We start from the raw sequence: 18,550 nt of genomic DNA, 5'->3' as shown, positions 1-18,550 counted from the left end.
GCTAGGTTTTATGGATGACATAGGTGACGACGCCCCAAATCTGGAAGTCGCTTCCTTCTTGTATCTGAATATCGGGATAAGCCGGATTTTCTGCTACTAAAACAATTTTTGTGTTTTTTTTGGTGAAGCGTTTGACGGTGAATTCGCCGTTAAGGATGGCGATAATGATTTTGCCGGGAATGGGTGTTAAAGCGCGGTCTACAATTAGGATATCGCCGGAGTTAATGCTGGCATTCAGCATGGAATCGCCTTCGACGCGGACATAAAAAGTTGCTGCAGGATGCTGTATGAGGAGTTCATTTAGATCCAGCTGTCTCTCAATATGGTCATCTGCGGGGGAAGGGAATCCGGCTTGTACGGAGGAAGTGGCGAATGGATGTGAGGAATTGCGTTTCTGAACGGCCTGTGCAATTTCGACAGGCCTGAGGGGATTATGGCTCATAAGGCCTGCCGTGGCGGTAGATCACTTTACGCAGGAAGTTGCCTTCACCATCATAAAGGACAGCCAAGCCATTGCCTTCTTCGACTTCGGAAGCGAAAGATTTCTCCCCACGACGATAGTATTCCCCTTTGACTAGGGTATCATCTTCGTATTCTTCGACTAGCATAAGAGAGCCGTCGCGATACCAGGCGGTTAAGACACCGTTTTTGATGTTATTGGTCATTTCGCGCTGGCTTTCTTGGTAGCCGTTGTTATACCAGGTTCGCATTGTACCGTGGATTTTGCCTTTGTACCAGGTCACTTCCATTTTAGGTTGAGCTTTTTGGCTGAGGAAGGAGGGGTAGTATTCTATTTCGACGCCATGTTTTTCTTCGTCGCGGATTAGCCATGTTTTCACAACAGTACCGTCAGGGCCTAGCACGCGGACTTCACCATCAGGCACACCGTTGACATACGTATGGAGTTCTTTTAGACATGTCTCCGAGAAGGCTGCGCGCTGTCCGTTTCCATTGCAAATAGAACTGACGCAGGTGCCGCTTCTATCCAGGTACTTGCCTTCGATCAATTTACCACAAGTGTATTCTTCAATGGCAGCAATGGAGCCGCAATTCCAATAGCGTATGCTCTGGCCATGGCGTTTGCCGTTGCTGTATTGCGTTGTCTGGAGGGTGCTGCCATCTTTATAGTAGATTTCGAAGATACCTTCTTCTTTGCCGTCACTGAAAGAGCATTTTTTCCACAAGGAACCTGAAGTATGATAATAGGAAGATTCGCCTTCGAGCTTACCTTTGCAGTAGTTGATATAAGCTAATATATTTCCGCATTCGTCCCAGACTTCTGCAGGACCATCAAACAACCAGGTATTTTCCGCCGCCATGGTAATATCTGCTACACCGCCGATGATATTGGTATGCAGATGGAGCGTTCCGTTATCGTACCATTCGTAATAGCTGCCGAAGGCTCTATTGTTCACGACTTCAAGGTATTTTTGTACCTGGCCGTTTTCATAATAGCTGGTAATGGTAGACGGTGTATTGCCGCAAGGATCGCGTGAGAATACGCGCAGCACTTTTTTATAGGGCTGATTTTTTAAGAAGTCGATGCAGGCATATTCTTTAAGTCTGTCTGGATTACTGACTGTTTCAGTCAGGCCGTTGCGGTCTATGATATGGATACTGATGAGGCAAGGGGATTCATAGCTGCAATAAAATGGGTGTGAGCAACCGCTAGACAGAAGGGGTAAAGCCGCTGTAAGTGTGAACAGGCGGAAAGCCAGACGGCGTATTTTTGTATAAATCATTACAAATACTCGCGTTTTAACAAGCGCATATTAAGTTGGAACACATCATTATCTTCACTTAAGCGCTTCTTGTCGAGCCTGAAATCTAAAATGATCAGTTGGGGATGTTTATCGGGTATTTTATTTCCACCTAAGGGGACACCTTCAACAAGGCTTAAGATGCGCTGGATATCCTGTATGTTAACTTCTACGGGCCGCACCTGGGTTTCTACAACTTCACGGAACAATGGGTAGCGGACAACAGCCCCTTCATTGAACATTAAAGCATTGGAAGGGCCGACAAGAAACTCATACCTTTTTCTAGCTTCTTCATCGTCGGCAAATTTCTTATTGCTGATGATTCTTTGAAGGGCCTCGACCTCAGGCTCTAGCAGTTGAAGCTTCTCTATATATTTATCGAGATAAAAGTTATCGCTGCCGCGGTAGTGGTCGATAACAGAGATATTGGTCGATTGTTTTACGTCGCGGTTGATGGCTTTATCCTGTACACGTTCTATGCGGGTTTCCAGCACATCCAGGGACTCGGCTTTCTGCCAGATATTAAACAAGACTAACAGGACAGGGAGCATGCCCAGAATGCCTAAATAAATAAGAATTCTCCCCTGAGGGATATTTGAGAACATATTCCGCTACCTTTATGGGTTGGGATACACTGTTTTATCTTTAAGGAAAAACGATACTCGGTATTTTCCGTTTGCAGCGGTCCATTTGACTTCTCCTTTGGGATCAACAAAATCATTGGGAGCGATCAAGGAGTCATAGAATAGGCGTGCAGCCCGCGGAGAATCGCTCACGAAATCGATATCTATCTGCGCCTGATATTTATCGCGCAGTTTTGTCAATTCGGGCCTTTTGGACATGCGGTAGTTGAAAGAGTCGATATGTATTTGGGCTTGAGGCAAACCGTCTTTTCCCGGCATGGCGACTTGAGGGTGGTTGCTTAGCCAGGCCAGCACATCACTGACACGTGGAACGTTTGCTGATAGGGCTATTGTATTAGGCGCGGCGTCAATCTCTTTTTCAAACAAATCCAAGCGTGTATTGATCTGGTTAGGCGTCAACTCTTTAGGCGATGGAGGGGCGTAGCCTACGTCATTACTGATCTCACTGGCAATTTTCTTCTCAAATTCAGGATAATCTTTTTTCAATGTCCCGACTAGGTTGACATAGGATTGACGGGCACTATCTTCTTTTAATCCGATGTACGCTTGCCCAAAGAGGTAGGTGGTAAAAGCCAGCAATGCGCACATAGCTATATATGCAGCTATAGGCAGACGCAAACGCTTCCAGGGGTGAGGATAGGCAAAGTCTTCCTGCCTGAAATTAATCTGAGACTTATAGTTTGGCAGGGCAGTTAAGGCTAAGCCGATAGGGATTGCATTGCTGCAAGCACGTTGTTCTGTGATTCCGAAGCCGCCAGGCAATGTAATGGGAATAAGGGGTTTTCCTATAGCTTGGGCAATCAGTCCGGGCAATGTCTTTAGCTTCTCGCCCTCCCCGGTCACAAGTATTCCTGCGACATCGCCGACGCGGGCATATTTAGCCAATCCAAAGGCTGAACGCACACATTCGCGCTGGTATTGTTGGAGTGTAGAATGAAATTCAGGCTGCAAGTCGGAATTATTGTGGAGCAAGTCTACGCCGGCCAATGCTTCGAAGTCGTCATTACCATCCAGTTCTTTATTCAAGTCATGCTGATAAGCGATAGCGAGATCATGCAGGCCTTTTTTAAATGACTGGGAAGCTAAGAGTTTTCCTTTTTGTACTAATATGACAGAGGTGGAAAGAAAGCCGATATTTAAGACTACAACGGGTTGTTCTTCTGTAATGAAAGCTGCGGCAAAACTGGATAACCCAAATGGAATTGAGCTGACTATTTCAGACTCCACTCCTAATTGAAGCCATCCCTCAATGTGTTCTTTCAGCTGCTCTTTTTTTACTGCATAGAGTGTGAGGATGGAGCCTTCATCATAGGTGTTGATCAGGGTTTTATCCAACACGGCTTCTTCAGGCGAAAACGGAATAACAGGTTCGGCTTGGAAGGACAAAACAGCGTCAATATCCTTCTCTTTTTTCAGCTTTACATCTAATTGGCGCACTATGGTTTTAGCTGTATCCATCCCTGTCACTACAACAGAAGCACGCGCACTCTTCTCCAAACTTTTGCCATACTCGCTCATGTAAAGCGGCTTTACATCCTCTTCGCCCTTCGTGGCATCGATGATAAAGGTGCGTTTACAGAAGATCTTTTTGCGCGCATAGGCTAGCTCGGCCCCGCGAATGTGCGGACCTTCGTGTTCTAGGCCTAAACTGTGCGTAGCCGTAGGGCTTTCAGACATATAAAGTCTCCCATCTCTCCATAGCTTAGGAGTAAATTTTGAATGGAATGAAAATTGAAGTCAAAAAATTCATGATTTCCATTATACTAGATTTTGATTTCAATTATCCCGGTCTATAATGATTATACTCAAGATTATCGACACCTTATTCTTAGTCTATATGGTCATGCTATTTATTAGGATCCTCGTTTCTTGGGTCCCCGAATGGCGCGATACGACATTCATCCGCTTCATCTCCTTCTACACAGACCCTTACCTGAATTTTTTCAGAAGATATATACCTCCCCTCGGGATGTTTGACCTCAGCCCTATCGTTGCTTTTTTCTGCCTTCAAATCATCGAGACCATCGTTAAAGTATTAGTTGCCCTATTAATCAAATGAAAAAAAATCTCTCAGATCCTATTGCAATCGGAAGAAAAATCCTGCCTAACAGAGTGTTTTACGCTCCTTTGGCAGGATGTTCCGACTTTCCTTTCCGTAAAATGAGCGCCCGGTATCAGCCGGGCCTGATGTTTTGCGAAATGGTCAAAATGGACGCCATCATCCGTAATGACTATAAAACCTTCCGCTTACTGGATTTCTCAACAGATATGCACCCTATTGGCGGCCAAATCTGCGGCAGTAAACCTCAGATTGCAGGACAGGCTGCACGCATTATCGAAGACTTAGGATTCGATACGGTCGATCTCAATTGCGGATGCCCCGTCGATAAAGTAACCAAAGACGGTAGCGGATCCGGCATGTTAAAGAATCCCAAACTCATCGGAGATGTCGTCTCTGCAATGGCCGCTTCCGTATCCATTCCCGTCACAATCAAAATTCGCGCGGGCTGGGACGAAGACTCTATTAATTGTGCTGAAATTGCAAAAATTGCTTATGAAGCAGGTGCTCATGCCATCACTGTCCATGGAAGGACAAGACAGCAAGGCTACCGCGGTCCAGCTAACTGGGACCACATCCGCGCTGTAAGGGAAGCCGCGCCTAATATGGTAGTTATTGGAAATGGCGATGTTTTCTCTCCTCGTGCAGCCCTAGATATGGTAGAAAGAACAGGCTGCGATGCCATTCTCGTTGCGCGTGGAACAATGGGAGCACCTTGGATCGCGCAAGACATACTCCAATTTGAAAGAGGCGAAGAAATTCCAGTAAGAGGCGTTGACGATATTCGGCAAGCCCTCTACCGCCATTTTGAATATACCTTGAAACATCAAAGCTTACGACATGCCATACTAGACATGCGCCGCGTTGGCTGCTGGTACTTTAAAAAAGCTGCCGGAACAAAATCCTTCCGCGAACAAATGAGTCATGCCACAGATGCAGGAGTCATTCGCAAACTTATCCTGGAATACCCCTTTGAAATTGCTGATGATGCATGCGAAGATGGAAGTTGCGATGAGTGAGACAAATCCCGTCTATCACCTTATCGTGTCCGGAGATGTGCAGGGAGTAGGATATAGAGCCACTGTACGGCGTCATGCGCAGCAACAGCATGTCACCGGGACAGTACGTAACTTGCAGGATGGCAATGTGGAAATCATAGCCCAAGGTACATCGGATCAGCTTGAAAAGTTTTTCAGAAAAATCGAGCATGAACCCGGTGGCGGCAACGTAAAAGAAATCCAAAAGAATAAGCTAAACGCATCCATTTCGTATGATGTGTTTAAAATAGAATATTAGCCTACCAAGCTTAAGCTTTGACGCTTCTCAACCCTCGGAAGAAATTTTTGGCTTCCTTCGCTGTTGAAAACCTTTTTGACGGATCAGGGTGGGATAACTTCCAGATCCCCCAATCGTAGGAATCTCTGTCCTTGGGCTCAGGGACAAGCCTCTCATAGTCCTTTTGGAATTTTTCTATGACCCGCGCTCCTTCCCTATTCTCCGGATAACTTTTCCAGTGATTTAGATCGTTTGTGCCCCGCAGGGTTATTCCTACAGAATATAAGTCTGATCTTTCAGTGGGCACAGGGTTATGGGTCCCTATATAAAAGGTTTTTAGATCTTCAGGAGCTATATATCCATTTGTTCCTACAATAGAAATTTCGCCGGAGTCGGGAGCTATAGAGTTTTTGTGCTTGGATAAATCATAGTCAGCGATTGTCACTTCAAAACGTTTATTTTTGATCCTGACAAATATATTATCCGGCTTAATATCGAGATGAAGGATACCCATTGCATGAAGATTTTCCAGCCCTTGTAAGATTTGGATCGTAACCTTAACGCGTGTTTTTTCACTAATCCCAAACTTCAGTAATCCGGAAAGATTACCTGAGTATAAAGTCATATCAATTTTGGTTTTGCTCTTTATTCCCTCAGCCTTCTCAAAAATGGAGGTAGCGACACTTTTATGCTTGCTAAGGTGTTTTCTTGCCTTTTTAGGATGACTTTGTATTTCTGAGCTGATCTCAATCTCTTTTTTTAGTGTGTCCTCCGCTCCTACAGGTAGTTTTACATAGGTACTAGCACCTAATCTATTTTTCTCATAACGTAGAACAGAATAGGCCTTCTTTGTTGCTCCGGAGCCTAGAAAATGAAATCGAACATCTATGCGGCCTAACTTCTCGACTTTTTGCCGGTTAGAAGGAAAAATTTCTATCCGAACATCACCTACACCCGCGATAAATACCTTTTTCTCAATCCATGAGCCTTTTTCTTCGGCTTCTTGCAGCCATTCTTTTTTATTCTGTTCTATCTCAGTCACAAGTTGCAATTTTTGGGATTTATCTAACGCAACAGTCTTTTTTTCATTGTTTTCAAGTACCCATTCACCCCCTAGGTCATTTCCTAAACTGGTGGCGACATTCTTGGGTGTGACTTTAATGTCCAGCTTCTCCAATTCGGTAACTTTGAAAAAAACCGCTTTAGATAGTTCTAAAGATTGATGTGATTGAATTTTCATGACTTCGCTAAAAAGCGCATCTTGCTTTGAAAAAGTCGCGAAGGTTGTCCATCCCGGTAAAAGTGGGAAAAGCCTGTCCTTAAATGCTGAATTTCCCAACTGGATAGTATTCACACGCAAAAAAAGTTTTTGCTTAGTTTCCTGTAGTTCACGGTCCAATGTTTGGGATATTGTGAGGACTTCTACTTCGACAACGTTATCAAAATAGTTGCCAAAATAGCTTTTATTGGCTAATTCTTCTGCAGATAAGACTTCTGCATGGATGATTTCACGTCCTAGAGAATCTGTAACGGTTAGCTCTTTCCCTTTCCCTCCATTTTCGATAACACTGCCTACTAAATGAGGAGTAGGGCTAGAGCCGCTTACAAATCCCATAATAACTCCCTAGATGTATTTAGCTACAAAATCCGGGGTAATTTTCTTCTCAAGTGAGAACACTTTCTTCCAGTTGTTTGGTTTGGGAAAATTTATGCATTGCCATATCCAGCTCCATTGTCGTTTTTCCCTTCCTTGCTTCAGCAATTTTGTCATTTAAATTCTGATGATGTTTTTCTAACTTTCGAATGACTTCATTCATTTTGGAAGGCAAAGTTCCGCCCCTGCTAGCAATAAACTTAATTTGGAACTCCACACTGTCCCTTAAATCAATATATTGCTGGATAGAATTTTCTAGTTCTGGCCCTCTAATGGCTCTGCTAGCACCATATTTGATGATACGTCTTAGATTATCCGTGAATAATACGCTTAAATTCTTCTCAAACGCCTCCAAATTACTGCTTACAACCGAATTTCTAAGCTGAAGTTGGGGGTTATCTTTTAGCTGCTTTTGTATTGAGTGATATGAATTGGAGAGCTTTGCGGTTGTGGAAAGGAACTCACGGTCAGAAATAGATCCTTTCTTAACTCTTTCTGCAACGGTCTTACTTAATTCTGCAGCTTCATTGATGCTTTCATCTAGTTTTTTCTGCTTATATTCCGGAGTGCTTGAGATCTGAATTTCTCGTTCATTATTAATGTACTCATCATTGACAAGTGCAACAACTTCACCTTTGCTGGTTCTGTCTGCATTTTCATTTAAGAAGGACACTTGAGCGATCACTTCTTTTCTTAACGACTCTAATTCTGTTCTTTTAGCTTCTAGGGTGTTTCCTTTGATCAGTGCTTTTGGTCCCTTTTCAGCTATAAAATTAAGATTATAGGTAAATAATACCTTCATATTATCTTGAACCCTACCCAAGTTTTTAGCATTCACCTGGAAGCCATTTTTCTGAGCATCGTGAACGCGCTTTTCAAGTTCCATATAATCGCGTGTTAATGCTGAAATCTTAGTAAGGTATTCTTCTTGAGTAATTTTCTTAGATTTGAACTTTTCAATGGTGCTGTGACTATCATGGCGAAGTGCAATAAGAGTATTATCATAATTTTGCTGTGTTGCGGCAACTGTGAAGGTGGATTGTGAGTTAAAATTGTTTGCCAGCTGTTTTCTTGCCTTCATTTCTGGAATATTTAAATTATTAGTGACTGATTGTTGTTGAATAATGTTATAGCGAGCAAGTAGGGGTTTAACTTTCTCAAAGGATCGACGAACTTCTTTTAATAAATTGTCTTCTTTGGAAGTTACACGTGTTAATACTCTATTGAGAAGAAGTGACGTACTCACGTTAAGGCTTGTCGTTCCACTGCTAGAACTAGATGTACTATGTTTATTTTTTTCTTCCGTCGTCCCAAATTTAGTAATCAGTTCATCTGAAATACTTCCCATATGCAGCATAGATTCGGAACGTCCGTTAAGTTCACGAAGAATATCAATAGACGTTTTAGAGAGAACCGAGCTTTTTTCAGTTTCAAACAATTTATTGATATTCTCAATTTCATTATAGATCTTATCAAACACCTTATCCTTAGCAAAAATATACTCGTGTTCTGAAATCTCGCCATTTTTGAACTTATTCATTAAACCTTGGACTTCTTTATCTGCATTTTCAATTTTGTTATTCAATTTTTCTGTAAATGACTTGGAGAGTTTATTTAGTTCTCTTACCTGAACTTTGAATTTCGTATTTTGCTTCTTAATAGATTCAAGGGTGTAATTGGTATTATTTTTAGCATTAAACTCAGCTAGGATGGCTTTTGCTCTTCGAGGATTTTTTTCTATGATCTTTTCAACAATCGCAGCCCTTTCCGATAAAGGAGTGAGAGCTTTACTTTGGAAGCTTTCCTCAAATTCGAGATAGGAAAAAATTGCTGTTCTTTTTCCTCTTAAAACGCTATCCATCTCTTTATGAATTGAATTTAACTCCGTGAGAATATCTTCTTTAATTTGTTCTGTATGACTTTGATTCACTACCTTTTGGAAGGAAACACGTTGAACAGATGCCTTAGGAGGATTGGGTTGAGGACGAAGAATTCTTCTGCTTGTTGTGGCCTCTGGCAAGGGTTGTGGTTTAGGAAAGGGCCCGGTAGGAGCTCTCTGAACAACAGATGTTCCTATCATTGCCCCGCTTAAAGGTGTGGCAACTTTAGACTGGGGTCTATCTTTTCCACTAGCGGTACTTGGACCCTCTGCAGGAGGTTGTGTAGGAGTAAATTTTGAAATAACCATAATTCTCTCCCTTAAAATTACTTAGCTTTTAATATTTCCTGAGTGCTTTCGAACTCTTTTTTAAATAGATATTTGATATCGATGGGTTTCTTCAAATCGTCTAGGACCTTTTTAGATTTGATACGGTCGTTAATTTTTCGAAGAGACTTTTTCACCTCTCCTAAAGCTTTGTTGTATGCATCAGGAGGCAGCAAACCGGGGCTCTTTTTATTGACTGTCGTTAGGTAGCTATGAAGGCTTAATAGGTGCTTCCAAGAAGACTTTTCTTCATCCTTCACTATACCGTCCACACCCTTCTTCAAAATATGATCGATAAGCATTTGGGCAAACTTGACGTCAATAGTGTCTCCTTTATCTTTGGATTCGTCAAAATGAACGAGAAATTTACGTATATCTGAAAGATCGTGCGGAGAAAATTGGCTTTGCCTAGACAAGGCGCGTACATGGAGCCGTGGATCAAAACTATTCATTTTCATGAGTTTATCATTTAACTCAGTCAAATACTGCTGAGCCTTGGATTTATTTGGCTCGGGCATCTTTCCAACAATCGGATCAAAAAGGCTTCTATAACGTGAAGTGGCGCTTGTCACCTGGATAAAATCGGTGTTAGGGCTGCTAGAGATATTTTTGGCAAGGACTTTAGTATCATCATTATAAAGAAAATTCTGCATATCAATGTAATGGGCATGATTAGCAATGGAATTCACAGGAGTGAAAATAGTATCCTTATGCTTGGAAAAGACGCCCAATAATTCTAAAACAATGGCATCCGTCATATATTTATCAGAAGTGATTCCATGTTTATTTAAGACGGCAAAGAGATCTTTGTTGAGTGCAGATAAGGCTTTTTCAAGGACAGTAATCTGCACTAAAAAATGATTTAAATCTGCAATGTGCAAGTTACCACTATTAGCCTCATTAAATTTATCCAACATAGCATTTTGAAGCGGTTCAGGAAGTTTCAGTATTTGTTCAATAACCTGCTTCGAATTGCTCATCTGCCTTTGAAATTGGATGTTAGTGGTAATAAATCCAAAGACTTGACTGTCTCTATAATTAGCAGCTACATCTACTTCACGCGGAATAATCTTCAAATTTTCATGCGTATAATTTGTTTGAAGTAGCGTTTCAAAGGTATAAGGCGCAGGCTTTGATGCAGAGCTAGTTGAAGGAAGCGGCCGTGCAACAGCTCCTGCAGGGGCAGGTCTAAAGGGAGGACTTTTCAGGGGCTGCGATGTTACGGCAACTTTTTGCTGAGAAAGCGGCTTGCTTACTTGCTGTGGTGGAGCTCCGGAAGGTACAATATGTGGAGGCACGGTACTCATCGGCTTTTGTGGAGTAGGTAATGCACGTGCAACAGGGGTAGTCCCGTCCGTCTTTGGTAATGGACGTAATGGTTGAGCAGGAGATCTTTGTAGCTGAGGTGTAGGGCGTAAAGGCTGAGGTGATGCAGGTGTAGGAGGAAGCGGCCCTCTTGGTAACGGCTGTGCCGGAGCAGATCTTTGCAAGGGTGGTGCAGCTCTTAGCTGCTGGGAAGAAGAAGCAGGTGTTGGTGGCAAGGGTCCTCTAACTCCTGGTTGCGCTGCTGGTTTTGAAAAGGTTTGAGGCCCTCGGATAGGTTGTGAGGGAGGTGATCCTAATCCGGGTGCTGGGGGGAGGGGACGTCCAACCTGAACACCGCCAGGACGAACAGAAGGCGAAAGCGGCCCTTTTACTTGTGCAGGAGGTAATGCAGGTAATTGTTTTTTTGCAATGACACCCGGGGAACCGGGAAGCGCTCTAGTCATCGGAGGGGAAGCAACGGCTTTTTTAATGGGAGGGCTTAAAGGAGCAGGTACTGAAGGTGTAATAAATTTCTTTAGTTCTGGATTAGATTCCAAACCTTTTTTTTCTTTATTCCAGGCTGCTCCCTTTCCTACAACTTGATGCGCAGGTTTGCGAGGTAAGTAAGGCTCTGGCCTAGGATGGGAAGATGCTGAATTTAAACCATTTGTCATAACAAATACCCAAATAAAGTTATTATCTTACAATATTATTATATGAATTAAATTGTAAAGTTACAATTCTATTAATATTAATTTTATGTAAATAGTAACTATTACTCAGTATAGTAAATAATAATAAAAAAGATTTTTTGCCCTAATAGTGACTTTGATCAGAAACTAGACAAGTCTCTGCCACCAAGAATCATAAGATGTTGTTCTTAAAACAGTTGCCAAATCTTTGGCCTCCGCAGTAGCTAGACGTTGCTCCACTTTATTAAACCAGCGTTCCGCTGCTTTATTTCCTAAATCCCATTCCTTCTTTAGCACACAAAGCAACTCCAACTGATCTGCATCGTGCGCTATTTTAGCTTCGATTGTCTCTCCTTCATCGTATTCTTTTAATAAAGCAATGATTTCCTGGCTAAAAGGGAGCTCATTTTGATAATCTCCATAAAGCTTTGACTCGTCGACCCGTAAATAGCGTTTATTCACATAATTATGATCTGCGGTACGCGCTTCCGGAAAATCATGATGCAAACAAAGCAATAGGAGCTTTTCTCTATTCACCGGAGCTTTACTCCATTTAGCCAAATAATAGGCTATCATCGTCATTCTATAGCTATGTTCAGCAACAGATTGCTGGCTTGATCCAAGGAAAGCAAATCCTGAGCGCGGAGTGTCAGATAACATCCCAATTTCTTGAAATAAGTGGACAAGATTTAATTTTTCCATAGAAAGATGCCTATAAAAATATTTCTTTGTGTATAAGACACCCTATAATCTTTTCCATTGTGAAAAATGAGTATAAGAATGCGTCTTCTCATAGTACTATTATTCAGTTTTACGTCGATTTATTCCTCTCTATTCTCACAAGATTGCATCGAAGTAAACCAGTGGGACATCCAAAGCGCTGTTACCCGTGCAATGGAAGCTAATCGCAATCTCATCAATAGTATCGATTCCGTTGCCCGAGCTAATATCAATCTTGAATATGAATATACCGAATTCAATTGGCAATACGGACCTAACGGCCGCGGTGGCGTTGCCGGCGGCGGCGGCCGAGGCGGGGGATTAAGTACAACCCTAGGCTATGACTTTAATAAACGCTGGACAACCGGAACCAGGGTAAACTTAAGCCCGGGCATAAGTTTAGAACGAAAAAAAGTTTCTTTTGCATTAGGGGCTTTTATCAGCCAGCCCCTTTTTAGAGGCAGCGGCTATTGGTATAATACCAGCCGTATTCAGGCTGCAGCCTTCACACAGCGCGGTGCTATCCGGTCTCTTTATAGCGCACAAACCAAGCTCATGGTGCGCGTTATTGCCGCCATGTATGAAATTGTTAAACAAGAAGAAATCGTGCGGTTTAACCGCGAATCCTTTGAAAGGATCAAAGGTTACGCACAAGCAGCAAAACTCAAAGAAAAGATCGGGCTTTCAGATAGCTTGGATGTCTATCGTGCTGAAACAGAGCTCCGCCATGCAGAAGATAATTTGACAGGAGCGGAAGAAAGGCTGGAAGAAGCCTACGACATTTTCCGTGAGCTTCTGGCTCTCCCCATGGATTTGCCTGTCAATGTCTCAGTGCCCATGATGTACACAGACATTGAATTCACCGGTGAAGAAGCCGTAGCTGCTGCTCTAGATCGTAGAATAGAATTAGATCAAGCGCAGGATATTATTTGGGAAAGTAAAAGGCAGCTCAACTATGCAAAAGAAAATATGCTGCCCGATATTAGCTTATTTTTTGACCATAAAGCCTGGCTCGGCCGTGTCGTTCAATCCTATCGTGATACGGACCCCGCGTTAGTCAATGGATATGCACCCTACGGCAGAGAAATCCTTTCTTATGAATGGAGCAATACCAATACCTGGGGCGTAGGTCTTTTAGCGAATAGTAATCTATGCCGGTATTCCGAGAAAAACTTCTATGAAAATGCCCTGATGAATTTGGATGCTTCCTATCGTAATTTGGAGCAGTCAGAAACCATCATCACAATGGAAGTTAGGAGAAGTATCCGCATCCTCAATCAGGCAAAAAAAAGAATACTCCTGCAGGAAGAACAGATAAAGAATGCCGAAGGGGAATTATACCTTTCCCAAATCAAGTTTGACCGCGGATTTGCCAATAACTTTGATGTCATACAAGCCGAAAGAAATCTAAGAAACGCACATATCGCATATCTCTCCGCTCTTGTGGAACACATCAATGGAGAATATATTTTTACTAATAACCTTGGGGTACTGGCGGAGAAACCATGTTTTTAAAGAATAAACTGAGGCGTTTTATCCTGTGGTCAGGACTATTTACCTTAACCCTTTTCCTGATAGTTAACTCTCGAACGTACTTTAACCAAGATAAAGACCCTGGCGAAGATATTGTCTTGCTTTCAGAAGCCCAGCCTAGAAGCTTTGCCGTAGAAGTTCCCACAGTAGGGGAATTAGAAGCCGCACGTTCCACTATTATAGCCTCTTCAATCAGAGGCGACCAAGGTAAAGTTATCTATCTTATTCCCGATGGCATCACGGTCGAACCCCATCAGATCTTAGTTAAAATGGATCCGACACCCTTCGAAGAAAAAATCGCTGAGCTCAAAACTAAAATCAACGACCAGTCAGCGATCATCAGTATGCAAATTCAAACGCTTGAATGGGAGAAAAACCAAGCGGATGTCGAAGAGAAAACTTGCGAATATGAAATCGAATCAGCCAACTTAGAACTGCAGAAAACTGTAAAAGGGGATGGCCCCCTGGAACTTTTCCGTCTGGAATCTGCGATGCAGAAATCTTGGTCAAAATACGAAGAGCTGAGCGCATATTCCGATGACCTCATCAAAATGGAAGAAGCAGGCTATATCAATCATGCCGAAAGGAAACAGGCCGAAAAAAAGCTGCAGGAAGAACGGGAAGCTTATGAGAACGCCAAGCTCCAATACGAGACATATAGCGAACATGTCCACCCCATGATCGTAAAAAAAGCTGAAACTGCACTCAGAAGATGCCAACTGCGTCAAGATGAAGTTATCAAAGGGGGGCAATATAAAATAGAAAAAGCCCAAGCTGCCCTACAACAAGCTGAACATGTCAAAAAAGACCTTCTCTCACAATTGCATGCAGCGCAAATGGAGCTGGCCCAAACAGAAATACGCGCCCCTACTCATGGAATGATTGTCCACCGTGAAGAATACCGTACAGGACAAAAGCGCAAGCCGCGTGTGGGCGATATCCTCGTACGCAACCAGCCCATTTTAGATCTTCCCGATCTAAATACTATGATTGTTAAAACAAAAGTACGCGAAGTAGACTTATATAAGGTACAAATCGGTAAATCTGTATTAATTGAAGTCGATGCCTATCCCCAAGTCTTCTTTAAAGGTAATGTCCAATCCATCGGTGTCCTCGCTTTAGCCGACATGGCCCGCAACGGTGTAGAAAAATACTTTGAAGTAAAGATAGCCATGAGCAATACAGACGAAAAACTACGTCCCGGCATGACTGCAAGGGCTACTATCTTAACCGATAAACTTGAAAATACCCTCACTGTACCTGTTTCAGCAGTTTTTGTAGAAAATAAAAAATCCTGCTGCTATGTGGCACGGCAAAATTCATTTGTAGTTACGCCCATAAGGATAGGTGCACATAACGACCAGTGGATTGAAATTACTGAAGGCCTCCAGTCCGGCGATCAAGTCGCATTAACAACGCCCTCTCCAGAATACATACTTCCAGGTTCACCATGAGTCAACCTGCTGACCTTCCTCTGGTAGATATACGCAAGCTCAGCAAGTTTTACCGCATGGGCGACACTACCGTTGAGGCCCTTAAAGAAGTAGATTTAACTATTCGCAAAGGGGAATCTGTTGCTATCATGGGCCCCTCCGGATCAGGCAAGTCAACGCTCATGCACCTCTTGGGGTGCCTGGATAAGCCCTCACAAGGAGAATATTATTTAGAAGGCCAAAATATTGCCGATTTGGATGACACTTCGCTCTCCTCTCTCCGCGCTTCTAGCATAGGGTTTGTCTTTCAATCGTTCAATTTAATCCATCAGCTGAACGTATATGAAAATGTTGAAGTCCCTTTCCTATACCAAAAACAAAAAAGAGCTAACTCTCATCAACGCATCCTCGAAAGTATCGATCGTGTCGGCCTTTCTAAAAGGCTTCACCATGTTCCAAAAGAACTTTCCGGCGGCGAAATGCAAAGGGTTGCCATTGCTCGCGCGCTAGCCATTGACCCCCTAATGATATTTGCGGATGAACCCACCGGAAACCTGGATAGCGCAACAGGGGAAAACATTTTACAACTTTTCCAAGAACTCAATAGCCAAGGCGTGACCATCCTAATGGTAACCCACGACAAAACCGTAGGCAACCACTGCAAAAGACTTGTACAAATGAAAGACGGACGAATTATCAGTGACAGCGCACAGGTAATATGAATATTTGGAATTCTCTAAGCAAAAGCTTCCGCACATTAATGATGCGCCGCCTCCGCACTTTACTAAGTACATTAGGCGTTCTATTCGGCGTCGTGGCTGTGATTGCTATGCTTTCCATAGGCGAAGGAGCCAAACAGGAAACTTTAGAGCAAATTGAACAACTAGGCATGAACAGTATTATCGTCCGCCAAATCGACTTAACAGACGAACAACAGCAGAAGGCCCACGAAAAACGCTCCCAAGGCCTGAGCCCCAAGGATGGCATTGCGATTGCTCAAGCCTACAAAGAAATCAAACACGTTGCTCCCGTAAAGGTCATAGAAGGAATGATAACCGGCGCTTCGACAGAAGTTGTTCCGGAACTTCTCGCCGTCACAGGCTCTTTCGCCGAAATTAAAGGTCTCATTCCGCAAGAAGGCCGCAACCTCTGCAACCTGGATGTGGATAGAAAACAGCAAGTATGCGTCCTCGGACACTCCATCGCCCAAGCCCTTGGCCTTCAAGGTCATGTAGGCCAAACTATCCGCATTGAAAATACGCAGTTTAAAGTTGTAGGCATCCTAGCGCCAAAACAATGGAGCCAAGGCAAATCCAACACCCTTTCCTCAAGAAACCTAAACACCTGCGTCCTTATTCCTTTAGGGTGCGAATCTTCCCTTCCCGCACGCCCCACCTCTCTCCCTAAAAATACTTTGAATGAACTTATCGTCCAACTCTCACATAGCGACCATATAATAAAGGGTAGCCGCGTCACCCGGAGGGTTCTGGAACAAACACACTACGGGGTTGAAGACTATCAAATGGTTATTCCTCTAGAGCTTATGCAGCAAGCCCACCGTACTCAGCAGACTTTTAATCTTGTACTCGGCAGTATCGCAGCCATCTCCCTACTGGTTGGGGGAATTGGTATCATGAATATTATGCTAGCCACTGTCTCTGAAAGAACACGGGAAATTGGCATCCGACGTGCCGTAGGAGCTAATAAAAGGCATATCCTAGTTCAATTCCTCTTAGAAACACTCCTTCTTACTCTCACAGGCGCACTTTTGGGCATCGTGATCGGAATATTTTTTTCTTGGGGCATCAGCGCCATCGCCGGATGGCAAACAATTGTCAAACCTTGGTCCATTTTGCTGTCTTTGGGAATGGCTTCCGGAGTCGGCATTTTTTCAGGGCTTTACCCAGCGATTAAGGCTTCTTCGATGAATCCAATTACCGCACTTCGACACGAATAACGTAAAAAATATTTTACTTAAATTTATTGTTTGCCACATAGTTCGAAAATGAACTTATTACAACGTAATCGAGGTATATCATGAAACGCTTGCATTGGTGCCGATCCCTGGTGGGAATCTTTGCCGCAGCATGTTTTACATTATCAACATGGTCCCCAGAAAGCGCTCTACAAGCAGGCTATTATTATGATGCCTGCGGTACAGCATATTTCCATGACGACAGTTCTAGTAATCGCCCTGTAGTAGTTGCCTCCGGTGGCGGTGACTGCGGATGCAGCATTGATTGGTGCACATTCCTTGGCGCTGCAATAATCGGAGCCATTGCAGGCGGTATCGCCGGTGCATGCTCAGCCCATGACGGCAAAAGAGGCCACAGAGGTGAAGAAGGACCCACTGGTCCTCAAGGCCTTCAAGGTCCTTTCGGTCCTCCAGGCCCTGCTGGCCCAGCCGGTCAAAACGGACAAAACGGTGTTGCAGGTCCTGCCGGCCCATCCGGTGCTCCAGGTGCAGCAGGCCCAGCCGGTCCAGGCGGCGCTCCAGGTTCAGCCGGCCCATCCGGATCTAACGGTACAAACGGAACTAACGGTACTGATGGCGCTCCAGGTGCCCCAGGTGCTGCAGGACCAGGCGGCGCTCCAGGTGCTCCAGGTGCTGCAGGTGCTTCAGGTCCAGGTGGATCTAACGGTGCTCCAGGTGCTTCAGGTGCTGCAGGCCCAGCCGGTCCAGGCGGCGCTAACGGTGCTAACGGCGGAGCAGGTCCAGGCGGCGCAGCGGGTGCTTCAGGTGCGGCAGGCCCAGCCGGCCCAGCAGGTCCAGCAGGTGGCTCTCCAGGTTCACCCGGTTCTCCAGGTTCACCCGGTGCAAGCATTGAAGCTCCAGAAACTGTTGTGACTATCAACTTTGAAGGCACTTCAGTAGATAACGCAATGGGAACATGGCGCGGAATCGTTATTTCTCCTGACCATCAGATCTTGTCCAGCGCACCGATTCAAATTGGTCCAATGGGTAATAAAACTGAGACAGTCAGCTTCACAGCTCCTGTATCCGGAAGTTATAAAGTTATCTTTATGGTAGATGAACAAAGCGGCATGGGTTCAACCCTTGGTAGCGCTTCCATCTCCTCGAAAGATGGCGCAGTTCAACACTTTGCCCCCACATCTGCGCTTCATGGTGCCGGTGAGCAAGTGGGCTTTGAGTTCGAATTAAGCAAATAAGCCTTCCTCACAAATCCTAGCCTTTGCAAAAGGGCTAGGATTTTTTTATCCCTCAATTTTTTCTAAGTTATACTTCATATACTAAAATTATAAAATTA

16 protein-coding genes are annotated in these 18,550 nt (G+C 43.9%); 8 read left to right on the top strand and 8 right to left on the bottom strand.

Annotated elements, in window-relative coordinates; translation table 11 throughout:
* Position 1: 1 nt before the first annotated feature.
* Genes umuD through WC222_03430 form a run of 4 tightly spaced genes read right to left on the bottom strand, consistent with a single transcriptional unit; the run spans position 2 to position 4,081 of the window.
* Positions 2-442 (bottom strand): translesion error-prone DNA polymerase V autoproteolytic subunit, encoded by a 441-nt coding sequence (gene umuD, locus WC222_03445; protein MFA6915426.1) that lies wholly within the window; start codon positions 440-442, stop codon positions 2-4.
* Positions 432-1,742, bottom strand: coding sequence for a hypothetical protein (locus WC222_03440; protein ID MFA6915425.1), 1,311 nt, complete (start codon positions 1,740-1,742; stop codon positions 432-434). Before WC222_03440 ends, umuD begins: the two co-directional genes overlap by 11 nt.
* The gene (locus WC222_03435; protein ID MFA6915424.1) at positions 1,742-2,365 is read right to left on the bottom strand and encodes a hypothetical protein; all 624 of its coding nucleotides are present in this window, start codon (positions 2,363-2,365) and stop codon (positions 1,742-1,744) included. The genes WC222_03440 and WC222_03435 overlap by 1 nt, the downstream gene beginning before the upstream one ends.
* Before the next feature lie 12 nt (positions 2,366-2,377).
* On the bottom strand, positions 2,378-4,081 hold the full coding sequence (locus WC222_03430) for a hypothetical protein (protein ID MFA6915423.1): 1,704 nt from the start codon (positions 4,079-4,081) through the stop codon (positions 2,378-2,380).
* A gap of 118 nt (positions 4,082-4,199) precedes the next feature.
* On the opposite strand from WC222_03430, the gene WC222_03425 reads away from it, so the two are divergent.
* The 3 genes from WC222_03425 to WC222_03415 are packed head-to-tail and all read left to right on the top strand — an operon-like array spanning position 4,200 to position 5,759.
* Positions 4,200-4,463, top strand: coding sequence for a YggT family protein (locus WC222_03425; GenBank protein MFA6915422.1), 264 nt, complete (start codon positions 4,200-4,202; stop codon positions 4,461-4,463).
* Positions 4,460-5,482 (top strand): tRNA dihydrouridine synthase DusB, encoded by a 1,023-nt coding sequence (gene dusB, locus WC222_03420; GenBank protein ID MFA6915421.1) that lies wholly within the window; start codon positions 4,460-4,462, stop codon positions 5,480-5,482. Before WC222_03425 ends, dusB begins: the two co-directional genes overlap by 4 nt.
* Positions 5,475-5,759, top strand: a complete 285-nt coding sequence (locus tag WC222_03415; protein MFA6915420.1) for an acylphosphatase — start codon at positions 5,475-5,477, stop codon at positions 5,757-5,759. The genes dusB and WC222_03415 overlap by 8 nt, the downstream gene beginning before the upstream one ends.
* Before the next feature lie 10 nt (positions 5,760-5,769).
* Here WC222_03415 and WC222_03410 read toward each other — a convergent pair whose 3' ends face one another.
* The 4 genes from WC222_03410 to WC222_03395 form a co-directional block, all read right to left on the bottom strand.
* On the bottom strand, positions 5,770-7,353 hold the full coding sequence (locus tag WC222_03410) for a protein kinase (protein MFA6915419.1): 1,584 nt from the start codon (positions 7,351-7,353) through the stop codon (positions 5,770-5,772).
* A gap of 49 nt (positions 7,354-7,402) precedes the next feature.
* On the bottom strand, positions 7,403-9,580 hold the full coding sequence (locus tag WC222_03405) for a hypothetical protein (protein ID MFA6915418.1): 2,178 nt from the start codon (positions 9,578-9,580) through the stop codon (positions 7,403-7,405).
* 17 nt (positions 9,581-9,597) lie between these two features.
* Entirely contained in the window at positions 9,598-11,577 is a 1,980-nt protein-coding gene (locus WC222_03400) for a hypothetical protein (GenBank protein MFA6915417.1), read from the bottom strand.
* Positions 11,578-11,742: 165 nt separating this feature from the next.
* Entirely contained in the window at positions 11,743-12,297 is a 555-nt protein-coding gene (locus tag WC222_03395; GenBank protein MFA6915416.1) for an HD domain-containing protein, read from the bottom strand.
* A gap of 78 nt (positions 12,298-12,375) precedes the next feature.
* Between WC222_03395 and WC222_03390 the strand changes: the two genes are divergently transcribed.
* From WC222_03390 to WC222_03370, 5 genes are all read left to right on the top strand, one after another.
* Positions 12,376-13,830, top strand: coding sequence for a TolC family protein (locus WC222_03390; protein MFA6915415.1), 1,455 nt, complete (start codon positions 12,376-12,378; stop codon positions 13,828-13,830).
* Positions 13,821-15,302, top strand: a complete 1,482-nt coding sequence (locus WC222_03385; protein ID MFA6915414.1) for an efflux RND transporter periplasmic adaptor subunit — start codon at positions 13,821-13,823, stop codon at positions 15,300-15,302. Before WC222_03390 ends, WC222_03385 begins: the two co-directional genes overlap by 10 nt.
* Positions 15,299-16,003 carry an ABC transporter ATP-binding protein gene (locus WC222_03380; GenBank protein ID MFA6915413.1) on the top strand — a complete coding sequence of 235 codons (705 nt, stop codon included), beginning with the start codon at positions 15,299-15,301 and terminating at the stop codon, positions 16,001-16,003. The genes WC222_03385 and WC222_03380 overlap by 4 nt, the downstream gene beginning before the upstream one ends.
* Entirely contained in the window at positions 16,000-17,238 is a 1,239-nt protein-coding gene (locus tag WC222_03375; GenBank protein MFA6915412.1) for an ABC transporter permease, read from the top strand. The genes WC222_03380 and WC222_03375 overlap by 4 nt, the downstream gene beginning before the upstream one ends.
* 80 nt (positions 17,239-17,318) lie before the next feature.
* Positions 17,319-18,452 (top strand): hypothetical protein, encoded by a 1,134-nt coding sequence (locus WC222_03370; protein MFA6915411.1) that lies wholly within the window; start codon positions 17,319-17,321, stop codon positions 18,450-18,452.
* The last annotated feature ends 98 nt before the right edge of the window (positions 18,453-18,550 follow it).

The organism is Parachlamydiales bacterium (genome assembly GCA_041671045.1).
Taxonomy (GTDB): Bacteria; Chlamydiota; Chlamydiia; order Chlamydiales; family JABDDJ01; genus JABDDJ01.
Note: the sequence above shows the minus strand (reverse complement) of the source record. Positions and strands in the feature narration are given on the sequence as shown.

Bases quoted from the DNA above. Each gene is read 5' to 3' on its own strand.
- WC222_03375 (MFA6915412.1), top strand. From the start codon at position 16,000: ATGAATATTTGGAATTCTCTAAGCAAAAGCTTCCGCACATTAATGATG.
- WC222_03390 (MFA6915415.1), top strand. From the start codon at position 12,376: ATGCGTCTTCTCATAGTACTATTATTCAGTTTTACGTCGATTTATTCC.
- WC222_03415 (MFA6915420.1), top strand. From the start codon at position 5,475: ATGAGTGAGACAAATCCCGTCTATCACCTTATCGTGTCCGGAGATGTG.
- WC222_03380 (MFA6915413.1), top strand. From the start codon at position 15,299: ATGAGTCAACCTGCTGACCTTCCTCTGGTAGATATACGCAAGCTCAGC.
- WC222_03370 (MFA6915411.1), top strand. From the start codon at position 17,319: ATGAAACGCTTGCATTGGTGCCGATCCCTGGTGGGAATCTTTGCCGCA.
- WC222_03430 (MFA6915423.1), bottom strand. From the start codon at position 4,081: ATGTCTGAAAGCCCTACGGCTACGCACAGTTTAGGCCTAGAACACGAA.
- WC222_03395 (MFA6915416.1), bottom strand. From the start codon at position 12,297: ATGGAAAAATTAAATCTTGTCCACTTATTTCAAGAAATTGGGATGTTA.
- WC222_03405 (MFA6915418.1), bottom strand. From the start codon at position 9,580: ATGGTTATTTCAAAATTTACTCCTACACAACCTCCTGCAGAGGGTCCA.
- WC222_03400 (MFA6915417.1), bottom strand. From the start codon at position 11,577: ATGACAAATGGTTTAAATTCAGCATCTTCCCATCCTAGGCCAGAGCCT.
- WC222_03435 (MFA6915424.1), bottom strand. From the start codon at position 2,365: ATGTTCTCAAATATCCCTCAGGGGAGAATTCTTATTTATTTAGGCATT.
- WC222_03410 (MFA6915419.1), bottom strand. From the start codon at position 7,353: ATGGGATTTGTAAGCGGCTCTAGCCCTACTCCTCATTTAGTAGGCAGT.
- dusB (MFA6915421.1), top strand. From the start codon at position 4,460: ATGAAAAAAAATCTCTCAGATCCTATTGCAATCGGAAGAAAAATCCTG.
- WC222_03440 (MFA6915425.1), bottom strand. From the start codon at position 1,742: ATGATTTATACAAAAATACGCCGTCTGGCTTTCCGCCTGTTCACACTT.
- WC222_03385 (MFA6915414.1), top strand. From the start codon at position 13,821: ATGTTTTTAAAGAATAAACTGAGGCGTTTTATCCTGTGGTCAGGACTA.
- umuD (MFA6915426.1), bottom strand. From the start codon at position 442: ATGAGCCATAATCCCCTCAGGCCTGTCGAAATTGCACAGGCCGTTCAG.
- WC222_03425 (MFA6915422.1), top strand. From the start codon at position 4,200: ATGATTATACTCAAGATTATCGACACCTTATTCTTAGTCTATATGGTC.